Annotated in this window: 18 protein-coding genes and 2 pseudogenes; 6 read left to right on the top strand and 14 right to left on the bottom strand. The window is 49.3% G+C overall.

The window, feature by feature from the left end:
- Positions 1-270 precede the first annotated feature (270 nt).
- Positions 271-801 carry a DUF5662 family protein gene (locus tag PGY33_RS05455; RefSeq protein WP_110435976.1) on the top strand — a complete coding sequence of 177 codons (531 nt, stop codon included), beginning with the start codon at positions 271-273 and terminating at the stop codon, positions 799-801.
- 281 nt (positions 802-1,082) lie between these two features.
- Here the strand turns inward: PGY33_RS05455 and PGY33_RS05450 are convergent, their stop codons facing one another.
- From PGY33_RS05450 to PGY33_RS05425, 7 genes are all read right to left on the bottom strand, one after another.
- Positions 1,083-2,099, bottom strand: a complete 1,017-nt coding sequence (locus tag PGY33_RS05450) for a sugar ABC transporter substrate-binding protein (RefSeq protein ID WP_118480899.1) — start codon at positions 2,097-2,099, stop codon at positions 1,083-1,085.
- Positions 2,100-2,178: 79 nt separating this feature from the next.
- Positions 2,179-3,123: a sugar phosphate isomerase/epimerase family protein gene (locus PGY33_RS05445; RefSeq protein ID WP_118480897.1), complete on the bottom strand. Its 945-nt coding sequence runs from the start codon at positions 3,121-3,123 to the stop codon at positions 2,179-2,181.
- 96 nt (positions 3,124-3,219) lie between these two features.
- Positions 3,220-4,227, bottom strand: a complete 1,008-nt coding sequence (locus tag PGY33_RS05440; protein ID WP_118480895.1) for a Gfo/Idh/MocA family protein — start codon at positions 4,225-4,227, stop codon at positions 3,220-3,222.
- Positions 4,228-4,443: 216 nt separating this feature from the next.
- Positions 4,444-5,478 carry a LacI family DNA-binding transcriptional regulator gene (locus tag PGY33_RS05435; RefSeq protein ID WP_118361088.1) on the bottom strand — a complete coding sequence of 345 codons (1,035 nt, stop codon included), beginning with the start codon at positions 5,476-5,478 and terminating at the stop codon, positions 4,444-4,446.
- Positions 5,479-5,979: 501 nt separating this feature from the next.
- Entirely contained in the window at positions 5,980-7,353 is a 1,374-nt protein-coding gene (locus tag PGY33_RS05430) for a YARHG domain-containing protein (RefSeq protein WP_270477658.1), read from the bottom strand.
- Between the two features lie 3 nt (positions 7,354-7,356).
- Positions 7,357-7,689 carry a DUF2085 domain-containing protein gene (locus tag PGY33_RS14465; protein WP_442865564.1) on the bottom strand — a complete coding sequence of 111 codons (333 nt, stop codon included), beginning with the start codon at positions 7,687-7,689 and terminating at the stop codon, positions 7,357-7,359.
- A gap of 7 nt (positions 7,690-7,696) precedes the next feature.
- A complete protein-coding gene (locus PGY33_RS05425) occupies positions 7,697-8,386 on the bottom strand; it encodes a hypothetical protein (protein WP_118480889.1) in 690 nt (229 codons plus the stop codon).
- A gap of 146 nt (positions 8,387-8,532) precedes the next feature.
- On the opposite strand from PGY33_RS05425, the gene PGY33_RS05420 reads away from it, so the two are divergent.
- The 4 genes and pseudogenes from PGY33_RS05420 to cas9 (PGY33_RS05405) form a co-directional block, all read left to right on the top strand.
- A complete protein-coding gene (locus tag PGY33_RS05420) occupies positions 8,533-8,898 on the top strand; it encodes a helix-turn-helix domain-containing protein (protein WP_118480887.1) in 366 nt (121 codons plus the stop codon).
- Positions 8,899-9,204: 306 nt separating this feature from the next.
- Complete coding sequence (cas9, locus tag PGY33_RS05415; protein WP_270477657.1) at positions 9,205-9,879, top strand: type II CRISPR RNA-guided endonuclease Cas9; 675 nt, start codon at positions 9,205-9,207, stop codon at positions 9,877-9,879.
- A gap of 50 nt (positions 9,880-9,929) precedes the next feature.
- Entirely contained in the window at positions 9,930-10,343 is a 414-nt protein-coding gene (locus PGY33_RS05410; protein ID WP_270477655.1) for a CRISPR-associated endonuclease Cas9 REC1/REC2 domain-containing protein, read from the top strand.
- Positions 10,319-10,978 (top strand): annotated as a pseudogene (cas9, locus tag PGY33_RS05405) (type II CRISPR RNA-guided endonuclease Cas9); the annotation flags it as partial. The gene PGY33_RS05410 and the pseudogene cas9 (PGY33_RS05405), both read left to right, overlap by 25 nt.
- Here cas9 (PGY33_RS05405) and PGY33_RS05400 read toward each other — a convergent pair.
- The 6 genes and pseudogenes from PGY33_RS05400 to PGY33_RS05375 all read right to left on the bottom strand — a co-directional run.
- Positions 10,942-11,328, bottom strand: coding sequence for a phage integrase SAM-like domain-containing protein (locus PGY33_RS05400; protein ID WP_243105758.1), 387 nt, complete (start codon positions 11,326-11,328; stop codon positions 10,942-10,944). The pseudogene cas9 (PGY33_RS05405) and the gene PGY33_RS05400 sit on opposite strands and share 37 nt — an antisense overlap.
- A gap of 965 nt (positions 11,329-12,293) precedes the next feature.
- The gene (locus tag PGY33_RS05395) at positions 12,294-13,304 is read right to left on the bottom strand and encodes a succinylglutamate desuccinylase/aspartoacylase family protein (RefSeq protein WP_110435970.1); all 1,011 of its coding nucleotides are present in this window, start codon (positions 13,302-13,304) and stop codon (positions 12,294-12,296) included.
- Positions 13,305-13,325: 21 nt separating this feature from the next.
- Positions 13,326-14,996, bottom strand: a complete 1,671-nt coding sequence (locus PGY33_RS05390) for a M28 family peptidase (RefSeq protein WP_270477652.1) — start codon at positions 14,994-14,996, stop codon at positions 13,326-13,328.
- 3 nt (positions 14,997-14,999) lie between these two features.
- The gene (locus PGY33_RS05385; RefSeq protein WP_158574692.1) at positions 15,000-16,196 is read right to left on the bottom strand and encodes an amidohydrolase; all 1,197 of its coding nucleotides are present in this window, start codon (positions 16,194-16,196) and stop codon (positions 15,000-15,002) included.
- Between the two features lie 81 nt (positions 16,197-16,277).
- A complete protein-coding gene (locus PGY33_RS05380; RefSeq protein ID WP_118481135.1) occupies positions 16,278-17,681 on the bottom strand; it encodes a YfcC family protein in 1,404 nt (467 codons plus the stop codon).
- A 387-nt stretch (positions 17,682-18,068) separates the two neighbouring features.
- Positions 18,069-19,130 (bottom strand): annotated as a pseudogene (locus tag PGY33_RS05375) (DinB/UmuC family translesion DNA polymerase); the annotation flags it as partial.
- Positions 19,131-19,213: 83 nt separating this feature from the next.
- Here PGY33_RS05375 and PGY33_RS05370 point away from each other — a divergent pair.
- Entirely contained in the window at positions 19,214-20,893 is a 1,680-nt protein-coding gene (locus tag PGY33_RS05370; protein ID WP_270418829.1) for a hypothetical protein, read from the top strand.
- A gap of 50 nt (positions 20,894-20,943) precedes the next feature.
- On the opposite strand, the gene PGY33_RS05365 is transcribed toward PGY33_RS05370, so the two are convergent.
- Positions 20,944-22,062, bottom strand: a complete 1,119-nt coding sequence (locus PGY33_RS05365) for a tyrosine-type recombinase/integrase (protein WP_270477649.1) — start codon at positions 22,060-22,062, stop codon at positions 20,944-20,946.
- Between the last annotated feature and the right edge of the window lie 154 nt (positions 22,063-22,216).

Here is a 22,216-nt window from a genome sequence, read left to right as displayed (position 1 = left end):
CACAATTAAAGCAGAGTGCACCACGCGTAAAGAGCGCGGAAATTTTACGCGGGCATGCTGCCGCATGGCAAATGAAATTGATAATGGTATTTGTGTGCTGTATGCATGCACCCGCTGCAGTATCTGTCTGAACTGCTATAGTTTATCACAATGCGCAAAAAACGTAAAGCGCGAGTTCCCTGTGACACACATTGTACCTTGTTTTTTGCTTTTCTTTTTCCGCACAGCATGGTAGAATACTATCAGTCCGAAAAAAGGAGGGCGCATGCCATGAAATGGCTTTCACATCTGCGCACGGTGCAGCACCATCGTTTTCTGGTTCTCCGGCACTGCTGGCGCGTTGGATTATACTGGCAGGGACTAACGCACGATTTGAGCAAGTTCAGTCCGGTGGAGTTTTCCGCCGGTGCAAAATATTATCAGGGCAACCGCAGCCCGAACGAGATCGAACGCCGCGAAAAGGGCTACAGCGCAGCATGGCTGCATCATAAGGGCCGGAATAAGCATCATCTGGAGTACTGGATCGACTACGCCGCCGACGGCTCCGGTATGTGCGGCATGAAAATGCCCATTCAATATGTAATAGAGATGTTCTGTGACCGCGTAGCCGCCAGCAAGACCTATCGCGGTGCTGCCTACCGCGACAGCGATCCGTATGATTACTATGCACACTCGGTCGATCACTATATCATCCATCCGGATACCGCCGCCGCGCTGGAATCCCTGCTGCGTATTCTGCGCGACGAGGGCGAAGAAAGGGCGTTTGCGGCTGCACGAAAACTGCTTAAAACGGGATATTGAGCAAAAAGGAATCAGCCGACCGGCTGATTCCTTTTTTATAATATGATGTGCGGCCGCAAAAGTATCCACAGGCTGTGGATACTTTTTGTTTGTGTCCGCTTTGCAAGCAAAGAACCGAAACAGCGCACAGAACCTTCGTTCCGTGCGCTGTGTGTTTCAGCATTATCACCCTTGGGCAAATACCGCCGCCCGAGGCGGTACGATTGGGAACGTTGGAGCGTCAGACCCGACCGTTTTTCCAAAGGAAAAAGAGATTTAACAGCGTGCAGCCGGTCTGCGAATTACTCCCACAGACCCTTAGCCTTCATGTCGTCGATGTACTCATCGCAGTTGGTGGAGTCAACGACCTTGGAACCGGAATCAATAAAGGAATCAACCTGTTCGCCTTCCAGCGCCTTTACCGCAGCTTCCACTGCCTTATAGCCCATGTCGTAGCCGAGCTGGGCGATATCCATGCCGAGCGTACCGTCCTTGATGGCGGAGATAGCGGAGGTATTGCCGTCAAAGCCGCACACGATGGTGTCAGCATACTTGGCGTTGCCGGAGTCCTTGATGATCTTAACAACGCTCATTGCCATGTCATCGTTGGAGGAAAGAACAACATCAATGCCGTCCGGATACATCTGCATAACGGATTCCATTGCGGTTGCAGCCTTCTCAGCCAGACCGTCGCAGTACTGCACCTCAATGACCTCGCCGCCGGCTTCCTCAACGCCTTCCTTGTAGCCGGCCAGACGTGCTTCGTGCGTCTCGTCGCCCTGTACGCCGGTAACGATAAGGACAGTCGGCTTGTCAACACCGTTCGCCTTGGCGGCTTCTACGGCTGCCGTGCCGCCGCTCTTGGCAGCGTCCTTGTTGCCGGTGCCGACAAACGCGAGCTTCTTGTCCGAGGTAAAGTCGGTATCGAGTGCGATTACAACCTTATCGGTGTTCGCAACCAGCGTGGAAGCAGAATTCGACTGCAGCGGAGCCAGTACCAGCGCGTCAATGCTCGGGTTGCCGAGCGAGGTCTCGATCATGTTGACCTGCTCATCGTAGGACGTTGCCGACGTCGGAGACTGGATATCTACGTTTACGTTGTCGTGCTCATCGGCGTATGCCTTTGCACCTGCCATAACCTTGTTGAAGTGGCCGTCGGTCAGCTTTACGATAACCGAGATGTTGTATGCGTTACCGCTGCTGCCGCTGTCTGCGGAGGAGCCGCCGTTGTCGCTCGCAGAGGTGCCGCTGCCGCAGCCCGCCAGCATACCTGCGCACAGTGCGCTTGCCAGAGTCATCGCTAACAGTCTCTTTTTCATGATAATTGTCCTTTCTTTCCTCTCGTTTTTCTCTTCAGGGGTCCCTCTTTTTTATTCAATAGCGCCGAAGCGTTACTTTTTACAGATCGCAGGGCATTGCTTCCTTGAGTACGGTGGTGGACTTTTTCAGTCCGGTCAGTGCCGGCATAGTCAGATCCTCCATCTCCTGGCTGATCGGGCCGTCATAGCCCTCCATGCTCAGGCAGGACAGGAATTCCTTCCACCAGCTGACATCATGGCCGTGGCCGAGCGCAACATAGTTCCAGGTGCGCTTTGCGAACTGGTCGATGGTCTTGGTGTCGAGTACGCCGTCCGGACCGATATAGTTGCGTTCGATGCGGACGTCCTTGGCGTGTACATGGTAAATGCGGTCCGCGCCGAGCTTATGAACAGCCGTTACCGGATCGCCGCCCATCCACATCAGATGGCTCGGATCTAGGTTCATGCCGACCATCGGGCCGACTGCGTCACGCAGACGAATGAGCGTTTCCGGATTGTAGACCATCTGACAGCCGTGATTCTCGAGTGCGATCTTCTCGATGCCGTTGGTCTTTGCCAACTCGACGGTTTTCTTCCAGTACGGAATGAGCACCTCTTCCCACTGCCAGTTGAGAATCTTGGTGGTGATCGGCGGCCAGCTCGTTACGATCCAGTTCGGGGTGTGATCCTCCGCCGAACCGCCGGGGCAGCCGCTCATCATAACGATTTTCTTGACGCCGAGCAGACCTGCCAGCTTAAAGGTCTTTTCGACTACCTCATGATGCAGCTTGCCCTCCTCGTTCGGTGCGAGCTGGTTGCCCGAGCAGTTGAGCACCTCAAGCACCAGTCCGCGCTTTGCGATAGCGTCCATAAAGCTTTTGCGGGTTTGCTCGCTCTCAAGCATGGCATCGAGGTCAATATGCGGCGCTTTGGACCAGTTGCCGCAGGCGATTTCGATGGACTCGTAGCCGAGCTCCGCAACGGTATCAAGCATTTCTTCAAACGGCATGTAGCCGAGACAGTCGGTATTTAAGCAGAATCTCATTTTGCATATCCTTTCAGAGTGGTCTTCGCTCGTGCCACGGCGTCCGATGCACCGCGGCACGCGAAAGAGAAGTAGAAAATAAAAAGAGAAGATAAGTTATTTCTTATAGAAGTCCGGCATTGCGTCATACTTGATTTCAACAACGGACTGGGTGTCACGCGCCTTGGAAGCGGCCTTTGCAGTTACCTGTGCGGTATAGCCGTCCCACGCGGACGGACCGTCTACGCGGCCCTCCTTGCAAGCGTTGATCCAGGACTGGAATTCGATGTTGTATGCTTCCGGAAAGCGCTCGGACCAGTCGTGGCAGATGGGCGTTACGCGGGAATCGTTGGTGCGGATCATGGCGTTTGCCGGCTCGGGCAGGTTGATGCAGCCCTCCTCGCAGACGACCTCGCAGCGGACGTCATAGCCGTAGCGGCAGTTTACGAAGGATTCTACATCAATGCGCACGCCGGATTCGGTGGTCAGATACATGATCTGCGGGTCGCGCAGCTCGCCTTCCGCGTTGCGGGTAGTCTTGGGGAATACGACCTCGGCAGTCTTGTAGTTTTCACCGAGCAGCCAGCGCAGAACGTCGATTTCGTGGATCATGGAGTTCTCAACCGGCATAGAGGTGGTAAAGCCCGGTGCGTCATAGTTGCGGTGTACGCAGTGCAGCATGAGCGGCAGGCCGTACTTGCCGGAATCGATAGCTTTCTTAAGCTGATTGTAGCCCGGGTCATAGCGGCGCATGAAGCCGACCTGAACCAGCTGCTTGCCGGCGGCCATCTCGGCCTCTACGATGCGCTTGCAGGCATCCGCCTCGGGTGCGAGCGGCTTTTCGCAGAATACATACTTGCCGGCCTTGATTGCCGCCATGACGTACTGCTCGTGAAACGGATCGAGCGTGGTAACAACAACGGCGTCGATTTCGTCCGAAGCGATCATCTCCTCGCCGCTCTCCCAAGCCTTGATGGCGTACTTCTCGGCAACCGACTTGCAGAAATCAACATTTGCGTCCGCGCAGCCGACTACCTTTGCACCCTGCAGGGTGTTGTTGATACGCTCAATGTGCGTGCGGCCGATTGCGCCCGTGCCTACCAGACCGATTTTCAGTTCTTCCATGATATTTCCTCCTCAAGTATGTCATTTCTTCTCATTTATGCAATTTTTTCTTTACGAGTACGTACTCGTAATTCTCTATAAAAAATATCTGCTGTTATTTAGCAAATATCTTTTGACGGGATTTTATGTTTTATCGCTGTATCAGCCGATTTTTCGATTTACGAGGACGTACTCGTAAATCTCTATAAAAAATATCTGCGGGATTCGCAAATATTTTTATGAAAAACATTCCTTGACCAGAATACGGATGTCGGTAAAAATACGATCGATCACGGGTTTTCTACCGAATACGAGCTGATCCATGATCAGCTTGACCGGAAGCGCGCCCTGCTCGTCTTTTTCACCGCCGAGTGTCCAATCTACAACGCCCTGTCGCATCAGCTCTACGATTTCAGGATAATCCTCGTAGCAAAGCACACGAACGTCGTTCGCACGACCGGTTTCGATCAGCGCCCTGCCGACCTGTGCTACGCCGCCGCAGGTAATGTAAATTCCGCGCAGATTCGGCTGTTCTGCTAACAGCTGCACCGTTTTTTCATAGGTGATCTGCGGATTTTCGAAGCTCTCCACGCGCGATACGATCTCAATCTGCGGATACTCCACTTTCAGAAAATCCGCAAATCCCTGTTCACGCATCTGCACATAGTAGTTGTTGTTTTCTGTCTCAATCGCACTCGAAATGATGGCAATCTTGCCGTTTCCGTTCAGAAACTGCCCCATCAACCGACCGGCAATGCGGCTGGCTCTTGCGCTGTCAATGCTGACACAGCAGGTACGGCGCGAACCGGCGATATCCGAATCGGTGGTGATAACAGGAATACCTGCATCAGCCGCCCGGTTAATCGCTCGACGCACACAATCTGCGTTGATCGGACTGAGGATGATGCCGTCGGACTGCTCGTTGATGGCCTTGTCGATATACTCGCTCTGCCTCTTGGCTTCCTGGAACCCGGTAACTGCATAGCTGACTTCAATATCGAACCCTGTCTGCTCTTTTACACCGCGTTCGATACCTTTTTTCAGGTACGGCAGTGCATCCACCTGCACCAGAATGGCAGAAATGCGGTACACCTTGCCTTGACGCTGCAGCACACGGCCGCTCGGATTGGGCGTATAGCCCAGCTCGTTAATAATGGCCTGCACTCTTGCGCGGACCTCATCGCTGACACCTACACGGTGATGTACGACCTTATCGACCGTTGACGGATGAACGCCGGCACGCTCGGCGATTTCCTTCATGGTAACTCCCATGCCGAACGACACCTCACTTTCATCGGCATAACAGTGCTTTATTAGTTAACGTGTACGTCCTCGTTATTTTACGAGTACGTCCTCGTTATCTGACGATGTTATTGTAGCGCGATAAGCACGCAGCTGTCAACTGTTTTTTACGAAGTTTTTGAAGTTTCATCTTTTTCATAAAAGCTATGCTATGTTTTTGGTGTTTTACAACAAATGCTGTCACGATTGCTGTCAAGAAAAATTAAGTCGTTCTAAAAGTTATCGTTTTCTATCTATAAATGCAGAAAAGCTGCACTTTCATAGCAAAAAGCGCAGCTTTCATGGCGGAGACAGAGAGATTTGAAAAGCAAAGTTTTGATTTTTTGCATCTTTTTCTGTGTTATTCCGTCTTATTCAGTTCATCATCCCGTTTTTTGAGTACATATAGCACATACAGTTTCGGTTGTTTTTATCGTGATTGCTGTCACGTTGCTGTCAGCCCGAGCGGTTTCCCGCTCGGGCTTTTGACTTTTATACCGGTCTAAACACACCGCCGTCCAGACGGCCGATCACCCATGCGTTGGATCCGTTGACCTCTACAATATATTCGGCTTCCCATTCATACTCACCAATCTTTGCACAGACCAGATATTCGTTCTCTGCATACGGTTCAACATAATCAAAACCCGTACAGTAATCGCCTTGGCTCTCCACATAGCTGCTGACTGCGCCTTGTGCCAACTTTGCAGGAGCAACATCCTGCTCTGTCCAGCCCATCTTCTGCTCATATGCAGAAATAGTATCGACATTCGCCTTTTCTACATCACTCAAATCGCTTCCATCATAGGACGAATTTGGCGTATACCACGATTTAGCCGCAAAGTAATTCTGGATTTCCTGCGTCTTGAACACATAACCATGTCGAGCATAAATCTCGTTGCGAGCCAGCAGAGCCGTTTTTTGATTCCAACCTGCCATATCGGCCTCAGTGATATACTGGCGGTCACTCGGGAAAATATAATCAGCCGACGAAGTATCTGCGGTCGATGCCGATTCTGCTGCTGTCGTATCGGCAGTATCCTGCTGCATATAGTCGCTCATGTCCAGATAACCGTAAGCATCCAGCAGCCACGAAACCGAGGTTTCCAATGCGTCCTCACCAAACAGCGTGCAAAGCTGTGCGCGATCACCCGTATAGTTTGCTGCCGCACCATACAACACTGCAGAACCAGAGATCTGATCCAGCTGATCAATAAAGACTTTCATCTTCTCTGCGCTGTCGAGTTCTGTTTCATGCTTTGTGGTGTAAGCCATAAAGTATAGACTGTTTAACTCTGCCGCAAGGTCGCTTGCCTTTTCAATCTCTGTATTGGGATCATGAAAAGCAGAAATTTTGAACACCTGCTCGTCCAGCATTTTGAACTGAATCGTTGTGTCGCCCACAGTTTCATCTGTATATTTTACTTCAACAATCTGCTGACCATCATCGTTCTCTCCGCCGTCCCACTCGGCTGTGCAACCCAGCAGATCTTCATAGTAGCTGCTGAGCAATTCCTGCATCGTCATATCGGTAAATTCGCCGAGATAGCCATTTTGTACGGTTTCGATATAAGTGTCCGTGCTGGTCGAGCCTGTATTACCACCAGACGTACCAATCATCACTGCAATCAAAATCAGTACAACCGCCACAATACCGCCGATGATAAACTTCTTTTTACCGCCCTTTTTCGATGGTACTGGCGCTCCCTGTGGTGGTATTACATTCTCATGAACGTTTTCTGTGCTTGCAGCAGCTTCCACCGTCTTTGTGTCCTCTTGAACTGCCTCTACGCCCAGCGGAGAGCCGCATTTCGGACAAAATGTTTTCTTCTCCTTAATTTCCGTACCGCAATTTGGACAGAACATCTTTTACCAACTCCTTAGCATTAAATTTTTTACGAATAACAGCAACGTTATCGCCATGGAGCAGATACCATATCCCGCTAAAGCGCCTGTTGCAAATCTTCTTCGATTGGTAGACACCTGCCACTCCCATAGCTGAGTTAAACCGTCTATCACCAGTGGGATACAGCAAACGGCATACACGCTCACGTTCTTTCTGCAAACCGTATACGCTGGCACAGCGAGAATATATCCCACCAGAACGCCTGTGCATCGGGCACACAGCGGAAACTTCATGCCTTTCCAGTAAAAGCTCCTGTCTGCGCGTTGATGACAGCCTGCTCGATGGCCGACTGCCATCAGCCATTCATACACCGTTTTCTTCATCACGAGCCTTTTTCAGTTTACTCAAATACTCTTGATATTTCTTTGCATTTTCGACTGCTTCGTTTAACTCGGTTAAGGCTGGTGATAGCTTTATGTAATACGGCGGCATCATGCACATTACTCCAATCACCATTGCAGCAAGAAACCAGATAATTATCGTAATCAGTTCGTCCATATCAATAGCCAGAAATGCTATAAAGCCCATCAATGCAATGATGATTCCTCTCCCAATCATCCGGAATGTATTCTGTACCTTACACGCCGGGTACTCTTGCAAAAATGCCTGCTTATCCGCTTTCAGGCGAGCTTTCAAAGCCTTATAGCGGTTTTCAGCTTCTATCACTTCGTTGTCGATATTCTGGAGTATTACTGGATTCGCTGCCGACAGCAATGCTTTTCGCCTAGCTTTTGCATTAAGTTCTTGTTGAATTTTCTCCTGCCGAGCCTTTTCCGCTGCTTTCGCAGTCCCCGCTTGAAACTTTTTACCGCAGGAATGGCACACCCAGTAATCATCGGTAAATCCCGGACTTGCTCCGCACAAGCCGCACAATATGCCGATCGGCCCGAAAATCATCATACCGCAGCAGGCATCTGTAAACGATCCGCTGCTGCCAGAATGATGAACAGCCACATACTGCGTATTTTCCGAACCGCACTTTGGACACTTCACGCGATCCCCTCCCCTTTTCTTTCTTATGCACAGTATATCATTTCCAGCCTCATTTGTAAATGATATAACAATTACTATTTATCAGTGTATATATCAATTTGCCGATTGGAACAACTACCTCTATGATGGTATGAGAGGTGTTGCCAATGACTGATATTTCGGCCGCAATCGGCAAACGAATCCGGCTTTTCCGCAACGCACAAGGCATCAGCTTGGAAGAATTATCTTTCAAAGCCGATCTGAACGCTGCACACTTGGGACAAATCGAACGCGGTCTGCGCAATCCGACGATTGAAACGCTGAACCGTATCGCCACTGCGTTGGACATATCGTTTTATGAACTGATCGGCTCGGTCGAGGAAGTCCCGCAGAAACAACCGGAAACCAATGAGATCAAACGGAAAATCGACGCACAGTTGTCCTCCATGACTTTGGACGAGCAGAAGGATATACTGCGCATCATTCGCATATTCCGCCGCCGTTTTGATGAAGAAAACAAAAAGACTGACTGATATACTTATGTGGTATCAGTCAGTCTTTTATATTTTGTAGTTTATACACATTGTAAAATATTGCTATTCGATGCCCATTGTGGTAATATTAAACCAATAAAAGTTAAATTGTCGCAAAATAATTGGACAAAATACAAAGAGATCTCCTAAGAGATCTCTTGTTCCACACACTGTGGAGCCGCATACACGGCGCTTGCGCTAAAAGCTTATTTGAACTTGTAGTGTAATACCTAATGGTAGTAAATCATTGGTACATCGTTATTATCCACCAAAACCACCAATTTGTCAATCAGGGAGATAAAGAAAATGAAAGAAAAAACACAGATTCCTTATTATCTCGGAATAGATGCCGGCAGCAGTTCTATCGGCTGGGCCGTCACGGATACAATGTATCATGTTCTAAAAACTAAAGGAAAAGCCATGTGGGGTGTTCGTCTGTTCCCCGATGCATCAACTGCTGCAGAGCGCCGTACTCATCGTGCTGCAAGGCGTCGCTTGCAGCGCAGAAAACAACGTCTTGATATTTTAGAAATGCTCTTTGCTCCTGCATTAAATGAAAAGGATCCTCAATTTTTAGCCCGTATGCATGAGAGTGATTTATGGCAGGAAGATAAAAGTATAAATTCTAAATATTCTCTATTCTCCGATTCCAATTTTAATGACTGCGATTATCACGCCCAGTATCCAACCACATATCATCTTCGCAGTGAATTAGCACATTCCACAGATTCGCATGATGTCCGTCTTGTCTATCTTGCACTACATCATTTGATGAAATCACGGGGACATTTCCTCTACGAAATATCGGAAACATCGGACAATGACTCATCTTTAAGGGATAAGTTCGATGATTTTTGTACTCTTTTATCAGATGCATACGGATTGGATTTTGTTCCGCACAATATGGATAATTATCTAAACATTTTGAAAACTCCTAATATGCGAGTTACGGAAAAGGCAGCTTTACTTACGAAGGTCTAAAGAAGCCCAGCAAAAATGAAGCCGGAATTTCTCCCTTTTACATTTCTGAATTGCTGGCAGGAAGGTCTGTTGCACTCTCCAATCTGTTCGGTGATGACCGATTTAAAGATGCCAAGAAAATTACGCTGCAAAATGATCTTGATGCAAATTACAATGAACTTTGTGAGGTATTAGATGATCATATATCCGTAGTTACTGCTGCCAAAGATGTATACGATGCCGCACGCTTTTCGGAAATTATCGGTACGCACAGATACCTTTGCGATGCCAAAATTGCTGTATATAAGCAAAATAACATTGACTTAAGAGCACTTAAAGATTATATTAAGGCGCACTGCATTGAACGATATAACTCTATTTTTGTGACAAAGAGGACAAGCTTGATAATTATGCTGCCTATAGCCAATATCATCATAAAAGCGGCGATTACACTTGCTCACAGGAGGCTTTTTGCAAATTCCTAAAAAAGTCTTTGCCTGAAATGGCGGAATCCAAATCCCCTGTCATTGCAACTATATATCAAAAAATCGTTGATGGTTCTTTTCTGCCGCGTTTGCGAAGCTCTGAAAATGGAGTTATCCCCTATCAGCTTCAACTGCGCGAATTAGATGCAATATTGAAAAATGCTTCTTCATATCTACCTTTTCTGGTGCAACAGCAAAGTGATGGTTACACTCCTGCTGAAAAGATTAGAAAAACATTTGAATTCCGTGTTCCGTATTATGTCGGTCCACTAAATGATAAAGCAGCACATCACTGGGCTGTTCGTTCTGATACTGATAGCAAAGAAAAAATTTATCCGTGGAACTTTAATCAACTGATTGATCTTGATCATTCAGCTGAAGCATTTCTCGTCAATTTAATCGGTCGCTGTACTTACACTGGTGACCCTGTTCTGCCTAAGGATTCTTTACTATATAGCGAGTATATGTTGCTCAACGAATTAAATCCATTAAAAATTGATGGTCAACCGCTTTCTACAGAGCATAAAAAGCAGTTGATTAAAGATATGTTCATACACCCTGTTTCCAAGCAAAAAGGCAAAGTCACTAAAAAGAAAATCTATGAATATCTGAAATCAAAAGGCTGGATTTCTAAAGCTACAAATATAGATTCTATCAACGGAATTGATGATAAGATCAAATCTGATTTGCGCTCCGCCTTCGGCAGTGCACAGCCGTCTGCCGGATTGTGGGCGATCAGCCGCTGCTCGACTGCCAGCTTCAGGGCAGAGGAAATGATTTGATGGATGTTGCGCACTGTTTTGGCGCTCAGTCCCTTGGGCTGCTTCTGTGCTTCGATTCGCTCTACCCGCCCTTCTGCCAACAATTTCTTGTAGAACTGTTGCAGATGCAGCGTCGTCAGATCATTCAACGGGATCTTGCCGAGCTGCGGCTTGATGTGGTTTTCGATGTAGCCATGATAGGTCAGGTAGGTGGATGGGCGCATTTTGATTTTGGCATAGTTCTCATACCACACTTCTAACCAGTTACCCACGGTGTAGGTCTTGGCCCGTCCGTAGTCGATGCCCACATTTTCCTCGATGGCTTTCTTCAGCTTTTCCTTGACTTCCGCTTGCGTCTTTCCAAGGACGTTTTTAATGATGGCCTTTCCTGTTTCTGGATCGTGACCGACTGTGTACCGACCCTCCCAGCGTCCGTCCTTTCGTTTGCGGATATTTCCCTCCCCGTTTGCTCGTCGCTTTGGCATATGTTAAGCAACCAGAGATTACAAGCGGGAATCCTGTCCACAAAAGAGCCAGATCTGGAATATATGTTCCATCGCCATCCACAAAGCAACAAGAGCGGTATATGAGATACAACCTTACCCTACGGAACAATCTCAGTGCAGTCGATCACCAAAAGGGGCCCAATTACCCTCGCACAGGCCCTGCTCCTTGGAAAATGAGCAGATTCATTTTTTATCATCATGCCAGGTATGACCGCCCAAAAGATCAGGCATACTGTAGCAAAGGGGGCCTGCGTATGAGAAAACCAAGCCGCGAGGCTTTGACGAAACGAATCTGGTTTGATTACTTCAATGAGGTCCTTCGCAAACAAAACCTCATTGATTGGAACACCTATCAGAAAATCAAGTTGTCTATCCAACAATAAGAAGCTGTTGATTGCATAAGCTCAAGTCAAAACCACCAGCTAAGCTGGCTGTCAGCATGTCCAGACACCCGGTCATTGTGCCTCATTTTTCCCCGTTTCAGCATCCCTCACCACTCATTTTTCCCGTTTACAAACGAAAAAGCCCAGCTTTCGCTGGACTTTTTCGACAGACTGGGGCATCCAAAAGGGTGCCCTTTTTCATTTCTGCAGGCCATGTACAGCCCACTCTGCTTCTGCCCTGTTCGTATCTAGGATACTCAACTGGCACTTCGATTTGCAGGATGCATGGATCTGGGCGCTTTACTCCCCATCCACAGGCTTGCCAACCATGTATACCCAGCCATGAGGAGGACAGACAGAATATGTCCAGTACCCGATGACCACACCGTCAAAGGGAGCAATGACCCGATCCACTTCCTCTCCGAACAGGTTCGTAATGATGGAAAGCGTGTCGCCCTTACGCACAGAATCCATTGCCTTCTTCACAGGCACATGAATCCCGCCGTTGCGGTTATAGATATAATCAATGTCATAGTGGTGTACGCCCTCATTGGCGGGCACGCTGCCCTCCAGAATCCCCAGCAGGGTCATCACATTGCGAATTCCGGTCTCCAACATCTGCTTGTGCTCATCCCGCTGATACATGCGGGTGCACTGTCCGCCGATCTCGGGTGTAATGCAGGGAATGCCCATCTGATAGGCATACTCATCCTCAATTCCGCTGTTCTCCGCGTAGCGGGTGTTCTTCCACAAGACCTTAAAGCCAAAGCACTGGGCCATTTCACGGGACTTATACGCCACAGGAGACTCCTCTCCGCAGTACAGCACAACAGGCTCCAGATACTCGCTGTTGCCGCCGCCGTGGATGCAGATCACCGCGTCAGCCTTCTTGATGATGTTCTCACAGTACCAGCTGCACACATAAGCCGTCATGGGGCCGGTTCCGCCCGGATAGATGCGATTCAGATCCTGGGGCACAAAGTCCAGGGTATTATAGCGCTTCATTTCGGCAAAGGCCTCTGCATTCAGGGCAGGGATTCCAATGAAGCTTCCCTTCATCTTGGATACATCCAGCCCCTCAAAGGTCTTGATAATTCCCTCAGTACCCTCATACTCGTCGCCGTGGTTGCAGGCATCCACCACCAACGTGGGACCGTCCTGGGCGCCCACCGCCAGCATAATGGGAATATTCACCCATGAACCGTTGGCCCGCTGGGCCAAATGAATAAAACCATATTCCTTGGTGCCCTTCTTTTGGAGTGCCTGGGTAAGATCAAACGATTCGTCATACTCTTTGATATTGGTCTGCATAATCCATATCCCCTTTCTCTATCATACCACACTGTCCGCGTCGCTGTTCAGTGCTTGGACAATGCTTGTGCACTCAGATACAAAGCGGTTCACCTGCCGGCGGAAGGCTGTCCGCCAATACAAAAATTCCTGAGGTGGCAGGTCGTTGCGGTGCTTGCCCCTGACCAGCTGCAGACCGGGCAGCAGGCCCACTGCAAATGTGTTGTCAAAGTGATATTCATCACAGGCACTGCACAGCAGTCTCGTCAGCCGGCCTCCTGCCTCCTTCGCCTGTCTGTCACTGGAAAAGCAGATACGCCCGGCACAGGCCTTGTCCAGCTCCTCCAGTGCCCGTTCTACAGGAGCGAAATCAAAGCCATCGCCGCAATGGGTCCGGATGTCTGCCACAGTATCTCTCATTTGCGCCAGACACCCTGCCGCGTCAAAGGGAAGATGCGCTTCATCAGCAAACTCTTTTACCAGCTCCACCAGCACCCGTGTATCCCTCATCAGAAGCTGGGGGTCCACCTTATCCATGGTATCCTCCACGGAATGCCACCACCAGCCTCCGCCGCTGCCTGCACAGTGCCAGCGGCCACGGTTGGGCGGCGCCTGATAAAAGTCAAAGGACACCTGGATGGGAATGCGCGGTCCGAAAAATGACAGGTCTGATCCCCGCCCCAGCGGGCGGATCACCACCTCAGCCTGCCCGGTGCACCGACGCAGGATATCCCCAAGGGTATCCCCTGCCACACCGGACGTGGAAAACCCGATCTCCTGCGCTCCCATACAGCCGGGAGAGTCCATGTTGACCAGCGCCACACAACGGGCATCCAGGTCCTCAAACTGCTCATCGCAGTACCAAGTGCTCCCGGCATACCGTCCGTTGGAGTGGGCCGGCCACCACGCGATTTTGACACCCCGCCGCAGCTGCTTCTGGGACAGTACCCGTGCCAGTTCCAACACAGCGGCATTCCCGGTGGCATTATCCGTCACACCATAATCCCAGGAGTCATAGTGGCTGCCCACCAGCACATACTCCGGCGTTTCACCGGCCAGCTCGGCTACAGGGATCTGAAGACGCACACATCCACACTGCAGTACGCTGCGCACCGTCGCGGTACGGCTGCAGGCTCCAGGCGTCAGCAAGGGCAGTATGGATTCTCTGTCACAGCTTCTCAGGCCCACCACCGGAAAATCAGGATAGGTTTTTCCGTTTTCAGGCTCCGCGGTGCCCCACACAGGGCTGACCGTCTCGTAGTGAAGCACAGGCTCCTCGCTGGTCCACAGATGGATCAGGCCCTTTACACCGTATCCCCGCAGCTTTTGAACATAGTCCTCATAAAAATTGTCCCCAATCACGATGCAGCCCCGCGCCCCCGCGTACCAATCCTGCTCCTGTCTGGGCTTCAGCTGGTCGTGGGCATGGACATCATAAAACAAGGGGGCGGTCACTCCGTCCGGACAATGGGCGGAGAAGGAACGGGGAAGGGCTTCAAAGGTCTGATCCATCCCCTCTACAGTAACTGACGCTTCTATAGGAGTGGAGACATATCCGTCACACTCATACACGCGGCATGGAATGCCCCATTCCTGCAGCTTCTTGATCAGATAGCCGCAGGCACGGTGCTCATCTTCCGAACCGCCGATGCGCTTCAGCCCGGAAAACACATCCAGTGTCTCCATCAGGCATTCCCGTGAGAGTTCTTCCATTCCTCAATTCTCCTTTTGGTGCGCAAGGAAACACTGGTACACATCCTGCCAGGCAGCCTCATCCGTCACAAGGCGGAAGGCAGCCAGTGCACAGCACACAGCACCGTCATAGATGCCCTGATGAGCCCGCGCCTCTTTCCCGGTCTTTACCCATGCGTCCGTGTGAGGAGGATCATCTGTCTCGATGGTCTTTACCCGCAGGCAGCAGCTGGGCAGCCGGTGGGTCACCGCGCCGAAATCGGTAGAACCGCAGTCCTTCCGGGGCGGAGCAATTCCGTCACACGCAAATTTTTCTGCACACTCCATCAGCAGCGCACCCATGGCATCATTGATGGTGGTGTTGTAAATATGCGCCACAGGGGTAATTTGTACCTGTGTCTGGGTAGCCATGGCAGCAGCCTGGGCAATCTCCCGGGTCCACTGCTCCACGCTCTCCAGATACGCCATGGAGGAGTGGCGGATCTCTACCTTAACCTTGGCAAAATCGGGCACGGAGTTGACTGCCGTCCCCCCAGCCAGCACAATATTGCTCACCCGGCTGGAATCCTTGAGGTGATTGCGCATGAGCCCAAGCCCTGTCTGCAGCATGGTCACCGCATCCACTGCGCTGCGCCCAGCATAAGGCGCAATACCCGCGTGGGCGGTTTTGCCGTGAAATTCCACATCCATCTCGATCAGAGCCAGAGAGGGCGTCTCCAGCTGGGTCAATGTGCTGCCGTGCACCATGAAGGCCACATCAATATGGTCAAACCCGCCGTGGGCGGCCATCTCGTTTTTGCCTCCGTCCAGCGACTCCTCGCTGGGCGTCCCGATCACATGGATCTCAAAGGGCTGGTCCGAAGACTCCAGCACTCCCCGCAGGGCCATTGCCGCGCCGATCATGGCAGGGGTCTGCATATGGTGGGCGCAGCCATGTCCCTGGCCCCGCAGCGCATCATATTCCCCTAAAAATCCTACTGCGCGCCCTCCGGCAGCCCGCCCTCCCTTGTGGCGGTACACGGCACAAAAAGCCGTATCCAGCCCGGCGTAGGGAATGGTTACTTCAAAATCGTGGGCTCGCAGCCACTTTGTCAGCGCAGCTGAGGAGCGGTACTCCTCATAGCCCGGCTCGGCGTAATCAAAAATTTCGTCGCTCAGCGCGCACAGCTGCGGCATCAGCTCTGAAACGATATTCGCAATTTGCTTCTGAATTTCTTCCATGGCATGTCCCATCCTATATCTTTGAAATTTATAATATCCTGCCGTCGCGCCATGCAGTTGCGGCGGCCAGCTCTAAACGGATCAGTAACCGATCACCACAGCCAAAGCCAGGAAGGCCATAGAAACCAGGCTGAGCAAAATCACCAGCTTAATGACGTACTTCAGCCACACGGAATAGGGAATCTTGGACGCAGCCAAAAATCCCAGCATGGTGGACGAAGTGGGGTAGATGGCATTGGTCAGGCCGTCACCCAGCTGGAAGGCCAGCACAGTGCTCTGGCGGGTCAGGCCCACCAGATCGCCCACAGGCGCCATGATCGGCATGGTGGCTGCCGCCTGGCCCGTACCAGAGTTGATGGGCAGGTTGATGATGTTCTGCACCAGGAACATACCGATGATCTTTACCGAGCTGGGCAGTGCCACAATCGCATTGGCCAAGGCATTGATAATGGTATCAATGATCATGCCGTCCACCATAACGGTATTGATCGTACCGGCCACTCCCACAATCATCGCACCGAAGGTGATATTGGCCATGCCCTGCACATACAGATCGCAGATCTTGTTGCCGCTGAACCCGGCCAGAATACCGCATACCACACCCAGCACCAAAAACAAAGTAGCCATTTCGGTGATAAACCATCCCAAGTAGGCCACGCCGTAAATCAAAACGGCAAGCGCGATGACAACGGCCAGAAGGATCAGCTTGTGCCGTCCGGTCACTTCAATCGCAGATACATCCACATCCTCCAGGTTGGAATCCTCGTTCCCCATCAGGTTCTTGGAGGGATTCTTCTTTACCTTCTCCGCGTAATGAATAATATACAGGCTGGTCGCAACAATAAACGCCACCAGGATAATCCAGCGATACCAGGCTCCGGAGAACATGGGAGTCACACCCGCGATGGACTGAGCCACACCCACATTAAAGGGATTATAGATGCCCGCCGTAAAGCCCACGATGGAGCCCATGGCGATCATGGCTGTACCTGTGATGGTATCATAGCCCACTGCCTTGGCCACTGCAATCCCAATAGGCACAAACACCAGAACCTCCACAGACATTCCCATGGTGAAGCCGCCTACGGCAAAGACCGTAATGAAGATGGGGATGAGCAGCTTTTCTTTTCCCGCAAACATCTTGCCCAGTTTGGCACAAAAGGCGGTGATCATCCCTGTCTGCATAATCAGCTCAAAGGCGCCGCCGATGATGAAAATAAAGAAGATGATCTCGTTTACGCTGGAGCTGCCCAGAGTTCTCACAAAAGCCATGGGGATTTCCAGCGGTGAAACCGGTGACGATTCCACCTGAGTGTATGTACCCGGTACAATCAGCATACGGCCGCTGGCATCCTCCTGGCGCTCAAACTGGCCGGCAGGAATCACGTAGGTCAGCAGGCAGACAACCAACACGATCAGAAACAGAATAATGTACGTGTGGGGCATCTGGATGCCTTTTTTCTTTTTCGACGTTTCAATGGACATTCTTCTCTGCACTCCTCACAATCAAGTGTCTAATAATTATACATTTATTTTTTTCTTTATGCAAGGGCAAATCGAGATTTATCGAGGAATCTGAATTTATCGTAAAAAACTCCCTTGAGCCGCCAGCGGCTCAAGGGAGTCTATGGATGTTTTGACCACTGTATCCACAAAAACTGATTAAAGTTCCAGCCCATTCCACGCTTCTGTCAGCCGACACAGCCGTTACAGAAGCGTGTGTGCTGCTGAAGTTTCCACTGGGCAGGCTGACACGGGCATAGCGGCCATCCCAAATTCAGTGTAAACTCCTCAGCTTGGAAGCGCGCAAAGTTTATCTGCAGCCACAGCAGATTCATCCCGCTGCCGCCTTCTCCTATACGATGTTCCCCCTCACAGACTGAGGGTACAGATGTAACGGATGGGTCGAATATGTCCTGCAACCGTGCGGTCTATGCGCCGATAATTCATAGTTCGTATGGGCACCATCTTCTTAATAGTGAGCATAACCTCCTGCATTTTTCGCTCCCGATCCAGTTCTGCTTGCTCTTGTTTTCGACGAGCCTCAACGGCAGCATAATCGGTGAACAGATCCATCTGCTCAAATTCGCCCTCTCTGGTCATCGCCTCACTCTCTGAAATCACCCGACCCGCAACGATGTTAAGTCGCCGCACCATGAGGTCGGTATTCACAATACGATCAAAGAGCGCTGTAGCTGCCCCCATGATTTTCTTTGTAGAGGAGGTATAATCGTTCAGGCGCTCGGTTCCATGGGCGTGCTTTGGAACCTCGCGGCCATAGTGATCCTTGACTATTGGGCCATGATAACGATTTCGCCGTGCCGGATCAGTTAGGTTCTCAATGTCATAGCCGACCGTCAGAACAATCTGGTCGGTCATCAGCTTCTTACTCACCAAATCCAGTGCCAGTTGCTCTGCCATTTCTCTCAGCACCAACCGAGCCCTTTCTGCGGAATACGGGCAATGCAGGACCTGACCGGAACCAAGGCTGTTTTCACTGGGATGATATGCCTTAACCGCTTGGATGGTACAGGGTTCCCAGCCCCACGAATGGTCAATCAACAACTCAGCGTTTTTCCCAAAGAGCTGGTAAAGAAGATCCTCATTGCATACCGACATTCGCGCAACATCGCCCATGGTAAACATTCCGTGTGCCTCTAACTTCTTGGCGTATCCACGTCCAACCCGCCAGAAATCGGTGAGTGGCTGGTGCGACCACATGGTTTGACGGTAGGTCATCTCATCCAGCTCTGCGATGCGCACGCCGTTCTCATCCGCAGGGATATGTTTTGCCAAGATATCCATTGCGACTTTACATAAATAAAGATTCGTACCAATACCTGCGGTGGCTGTAATTCCGGTATTCTCGATCACATCTAGGATAATTTTCATTGCAAGTTCTCTGGGGGTAAGTTTGTAGGTGGATAGATAATCGCCAAGCTGGACTAGAGCATATTATAGAGAATTCTACGGGCAATAACAATAAAATTTTCGCTGATTTAAGTTATGAAATGCGATTGAATTGTGAAGATTTGAACCGAATTGCTGATGTTCGTGTATATGTCAATGATGTGCTTGAGTCCTCTGTTTACAATAATGGACGAATTTATTTTCCTAGTCGAGGGATAAGCAATAGACGAATTTTTCTAGATTGTTATGGGTTTGCGGAGTTGTCTATTACGCTTATATTAGTAGATGGACAAGAATGTACGCTGAATTCAGAGTATTTACCGATTTTGGTGCGACGAGAGGAACTTAATAATTCGGTAGAAGCAATGGCTAGATTTGTTTATAATAATCAAGAATGGCTTTTGTTAAATGGAGAACTCAAACCGAAAAAACCATCTGGGCTTAAAGAGAATGGGTACCGTAGTCTTGCGACACAGATTTTGTTAGCAGAAGAGATTGCAGCTATATATGAGAGTAGTTATGGATATTTCAAAGCTAATAGCAGATTCAAGTTGAAAAAGATGTCTGTAATTGAGAGACTAGAGCGAATACAATATGTGACGCAGGGAACGCTGTCATATACAGCAACGCATCCAGAGTACTTGCGGCAAGTAAATAGTACGCAAGGTATATTTATTGGAAATCGTGTGTATCAACCACAGAAAACAGAAACTGTTCAAAATACACGCTCATATGATATATATGAGAATAGAGTGATTTTAGCATTTCTAAGGAATATGATTGATTCGGTACAATCTTTGCAAGGATATTGCTGTAATCTATTAAGTAAAATCCCCAATGATGAAGATTATAGCTCAGAGTACATTTATTCATCATTTTTTATGTTTTCTGAAACAAGAAAAATGATAGAAGATGGAAAGACTCAGTTGGAGAAATTGTCTGAAAAATTTACATATTTATGGGGAATGTATAGTGATATTCTTCGTATCCCCCTAGATCAACATATAGTACCCCCTAGACCGACTGCAATTTTTCTCTCCGTTCCACAATATAATCGAATATTCGTTAGAATTCATCAATGGTTTAGTTTTGGAATATATAATTTTTCTAAAGAACATTTTATGCTCTCCTTTATTAAAATTTCAGCTTTGTATGAAAGTTATCTTTTGGCGAAATTCCTTTGCTATTTCAGAGATAGAGGGTATTCATTGGAGTCTTCTAGACGTTGCGTATATCCGGTATCAAAACGATGGAAATACAAAAATACTTCTGTACGAAATACATTTGTATTAAAAAATGGTCAGAAAAGGATTACTTTATATTATCAGCCTGTAATTTTTGATACAGATCAGCGCTCTGTAAATGGTATCGGGTTGTATAGAAATAATTCTATATCTGTGTATGCGGGTAATGAAGATGACTGTAGGCAAGGCGGTCATTACTATGTGCCAGATTTTCTGATTAAAATTGAAGAAAATGGCGATTCCCAATATATGATCGTAGATGCAAAATTTAGTGATTATAGTAGTGTACGACGCTATTATGTAAAAGATTTGGTGTTTAAGTATTTATTTTCAATTAGTCCAATCGAGGAAAATGAATTAGTATGCGGTCTTTGTATTATGTATGGTAAATGCAAGTCTAAGGAACGACTGCAAACAGCATATGATAAGCAAATATTAGGCACTGAAATCTATCCATTTATAGAAATATTCCCCTTAATAGAAGGAATAGATTCTGCAGGACAGTATGAAAAGATGGATCGATTGCTGAAGAAATTACTATAAGATTTAGGCAAAAAAATAAAGCTGCCCGCTCGGGCAGCTTTATTTCTCTCTCAAAAGAACTGGATCGGTTGACGCAGCGGCGGCTCCATATTATACATATTCGCCATCGTCTGCATCGCGGTCCACTTCTGGTCGGTCAGCACATGGGCATAGGTATCCAGCGTAAATCCAACAGAATAATGTCCCAGCAGAACCGAGAGCGTTTTCGCATCCATGCCCTGCTCCATTGCACGGGTCGCAAAGGTATGCCGCAGTGCATGAAAGTTGCAGTTCGGCAGATTGGCCGCCGCCAGCATCTTTTGATAATATTCGCGCATGAGGCGCGGCTCGACATAGAGGCCGTTCTCCTGCGTAGCAATCAGACCGCTGTCGAAGTAGGCAGTGCCCAGTGCGGCTGCATCCTGCATCTGCACGGTTCGCCAGTTCTGGAGGTCCATCACCAGATCGGGCAGCATAGGGATACTGCGGATACTGTTCTGCGATTTCGGTGTCTGCGTAACGATCTCGGTTTTGCTGTCGGCCTCGTCATCATCATAGCGCTGTAAGCGATTGAGCGTCTGGTTGACATGAAGCATATTCGTATAGAAATCGATATCGCACCAGCGCAGGCCGACGACCTCACCCAATCGTAAGCCAGTTACCAAGGTCATCCGCACGAATACGCCATACCGGAACTGATAGCTTGCCTGCACCAAACGGGCCTGCTGTTCACGGGTCAAAACCTCAATATGCGGTTTGATGAGCGGCGGCAGGCTTACACTGCCGGACGGATTGGAGAGAATCAGTCCCTCTGACTGTGCCTGTGCGAGAGCCTTATGTAAGCACATATTCAGATTGGAAATGGTTTTGGGAGATAAGTTCTCCTGCTCCTGCTTGTAGTTGTAGAATATCTGGAGCGTACGCGGGGTCAGCTCTTTCAGCTTGATAGTGCCGAGCGACGGTTTGAAATGCTTGCGGACATAGGTTTCATAACTCTTATAGGTGGACTGCTTGAGCGTGTGCTGCATATAAGTTGTCAGCCAGTTATCCAGCCATTCGCCTACGGTCGTATTGTTCTGTAAATACTGCGGTGTCTGTACCATAGTGACACTCAAAGCGTGCTGTATATCAACAGCTTCATCAAGTGTATCGGCGTACTTGGAAATACGAGTCGATTTACCGGTTTCCATATCTCGCGGACTTCGTAGCGCCCATTCGGTTTCTGGCGGATACTGCCCTCACCGTTGTGACGCTTTTTCTTAGTCTTCTTATTGTTGTTCATCTGTAATGCCTCCGATGCGGTTTTACTGATGAGTTCGGATCGGGTTAGAATTTGATTTTAAG

This window comes from Butyricicoccus sp. AF18-9LB (assembly GCF_027684505.1).
Taxonomy (GTDB): Bacteria; Bacillota; Clostridia; order Oscillospirales; family Butyricicoccaceae; genus Agathobaculum; species Agathobaculum butyriciproducens.
Note: the sequence above shows the minus strand (reverse complement) of the source record. Positions and strands in the feature narration are given on the sequence as shown.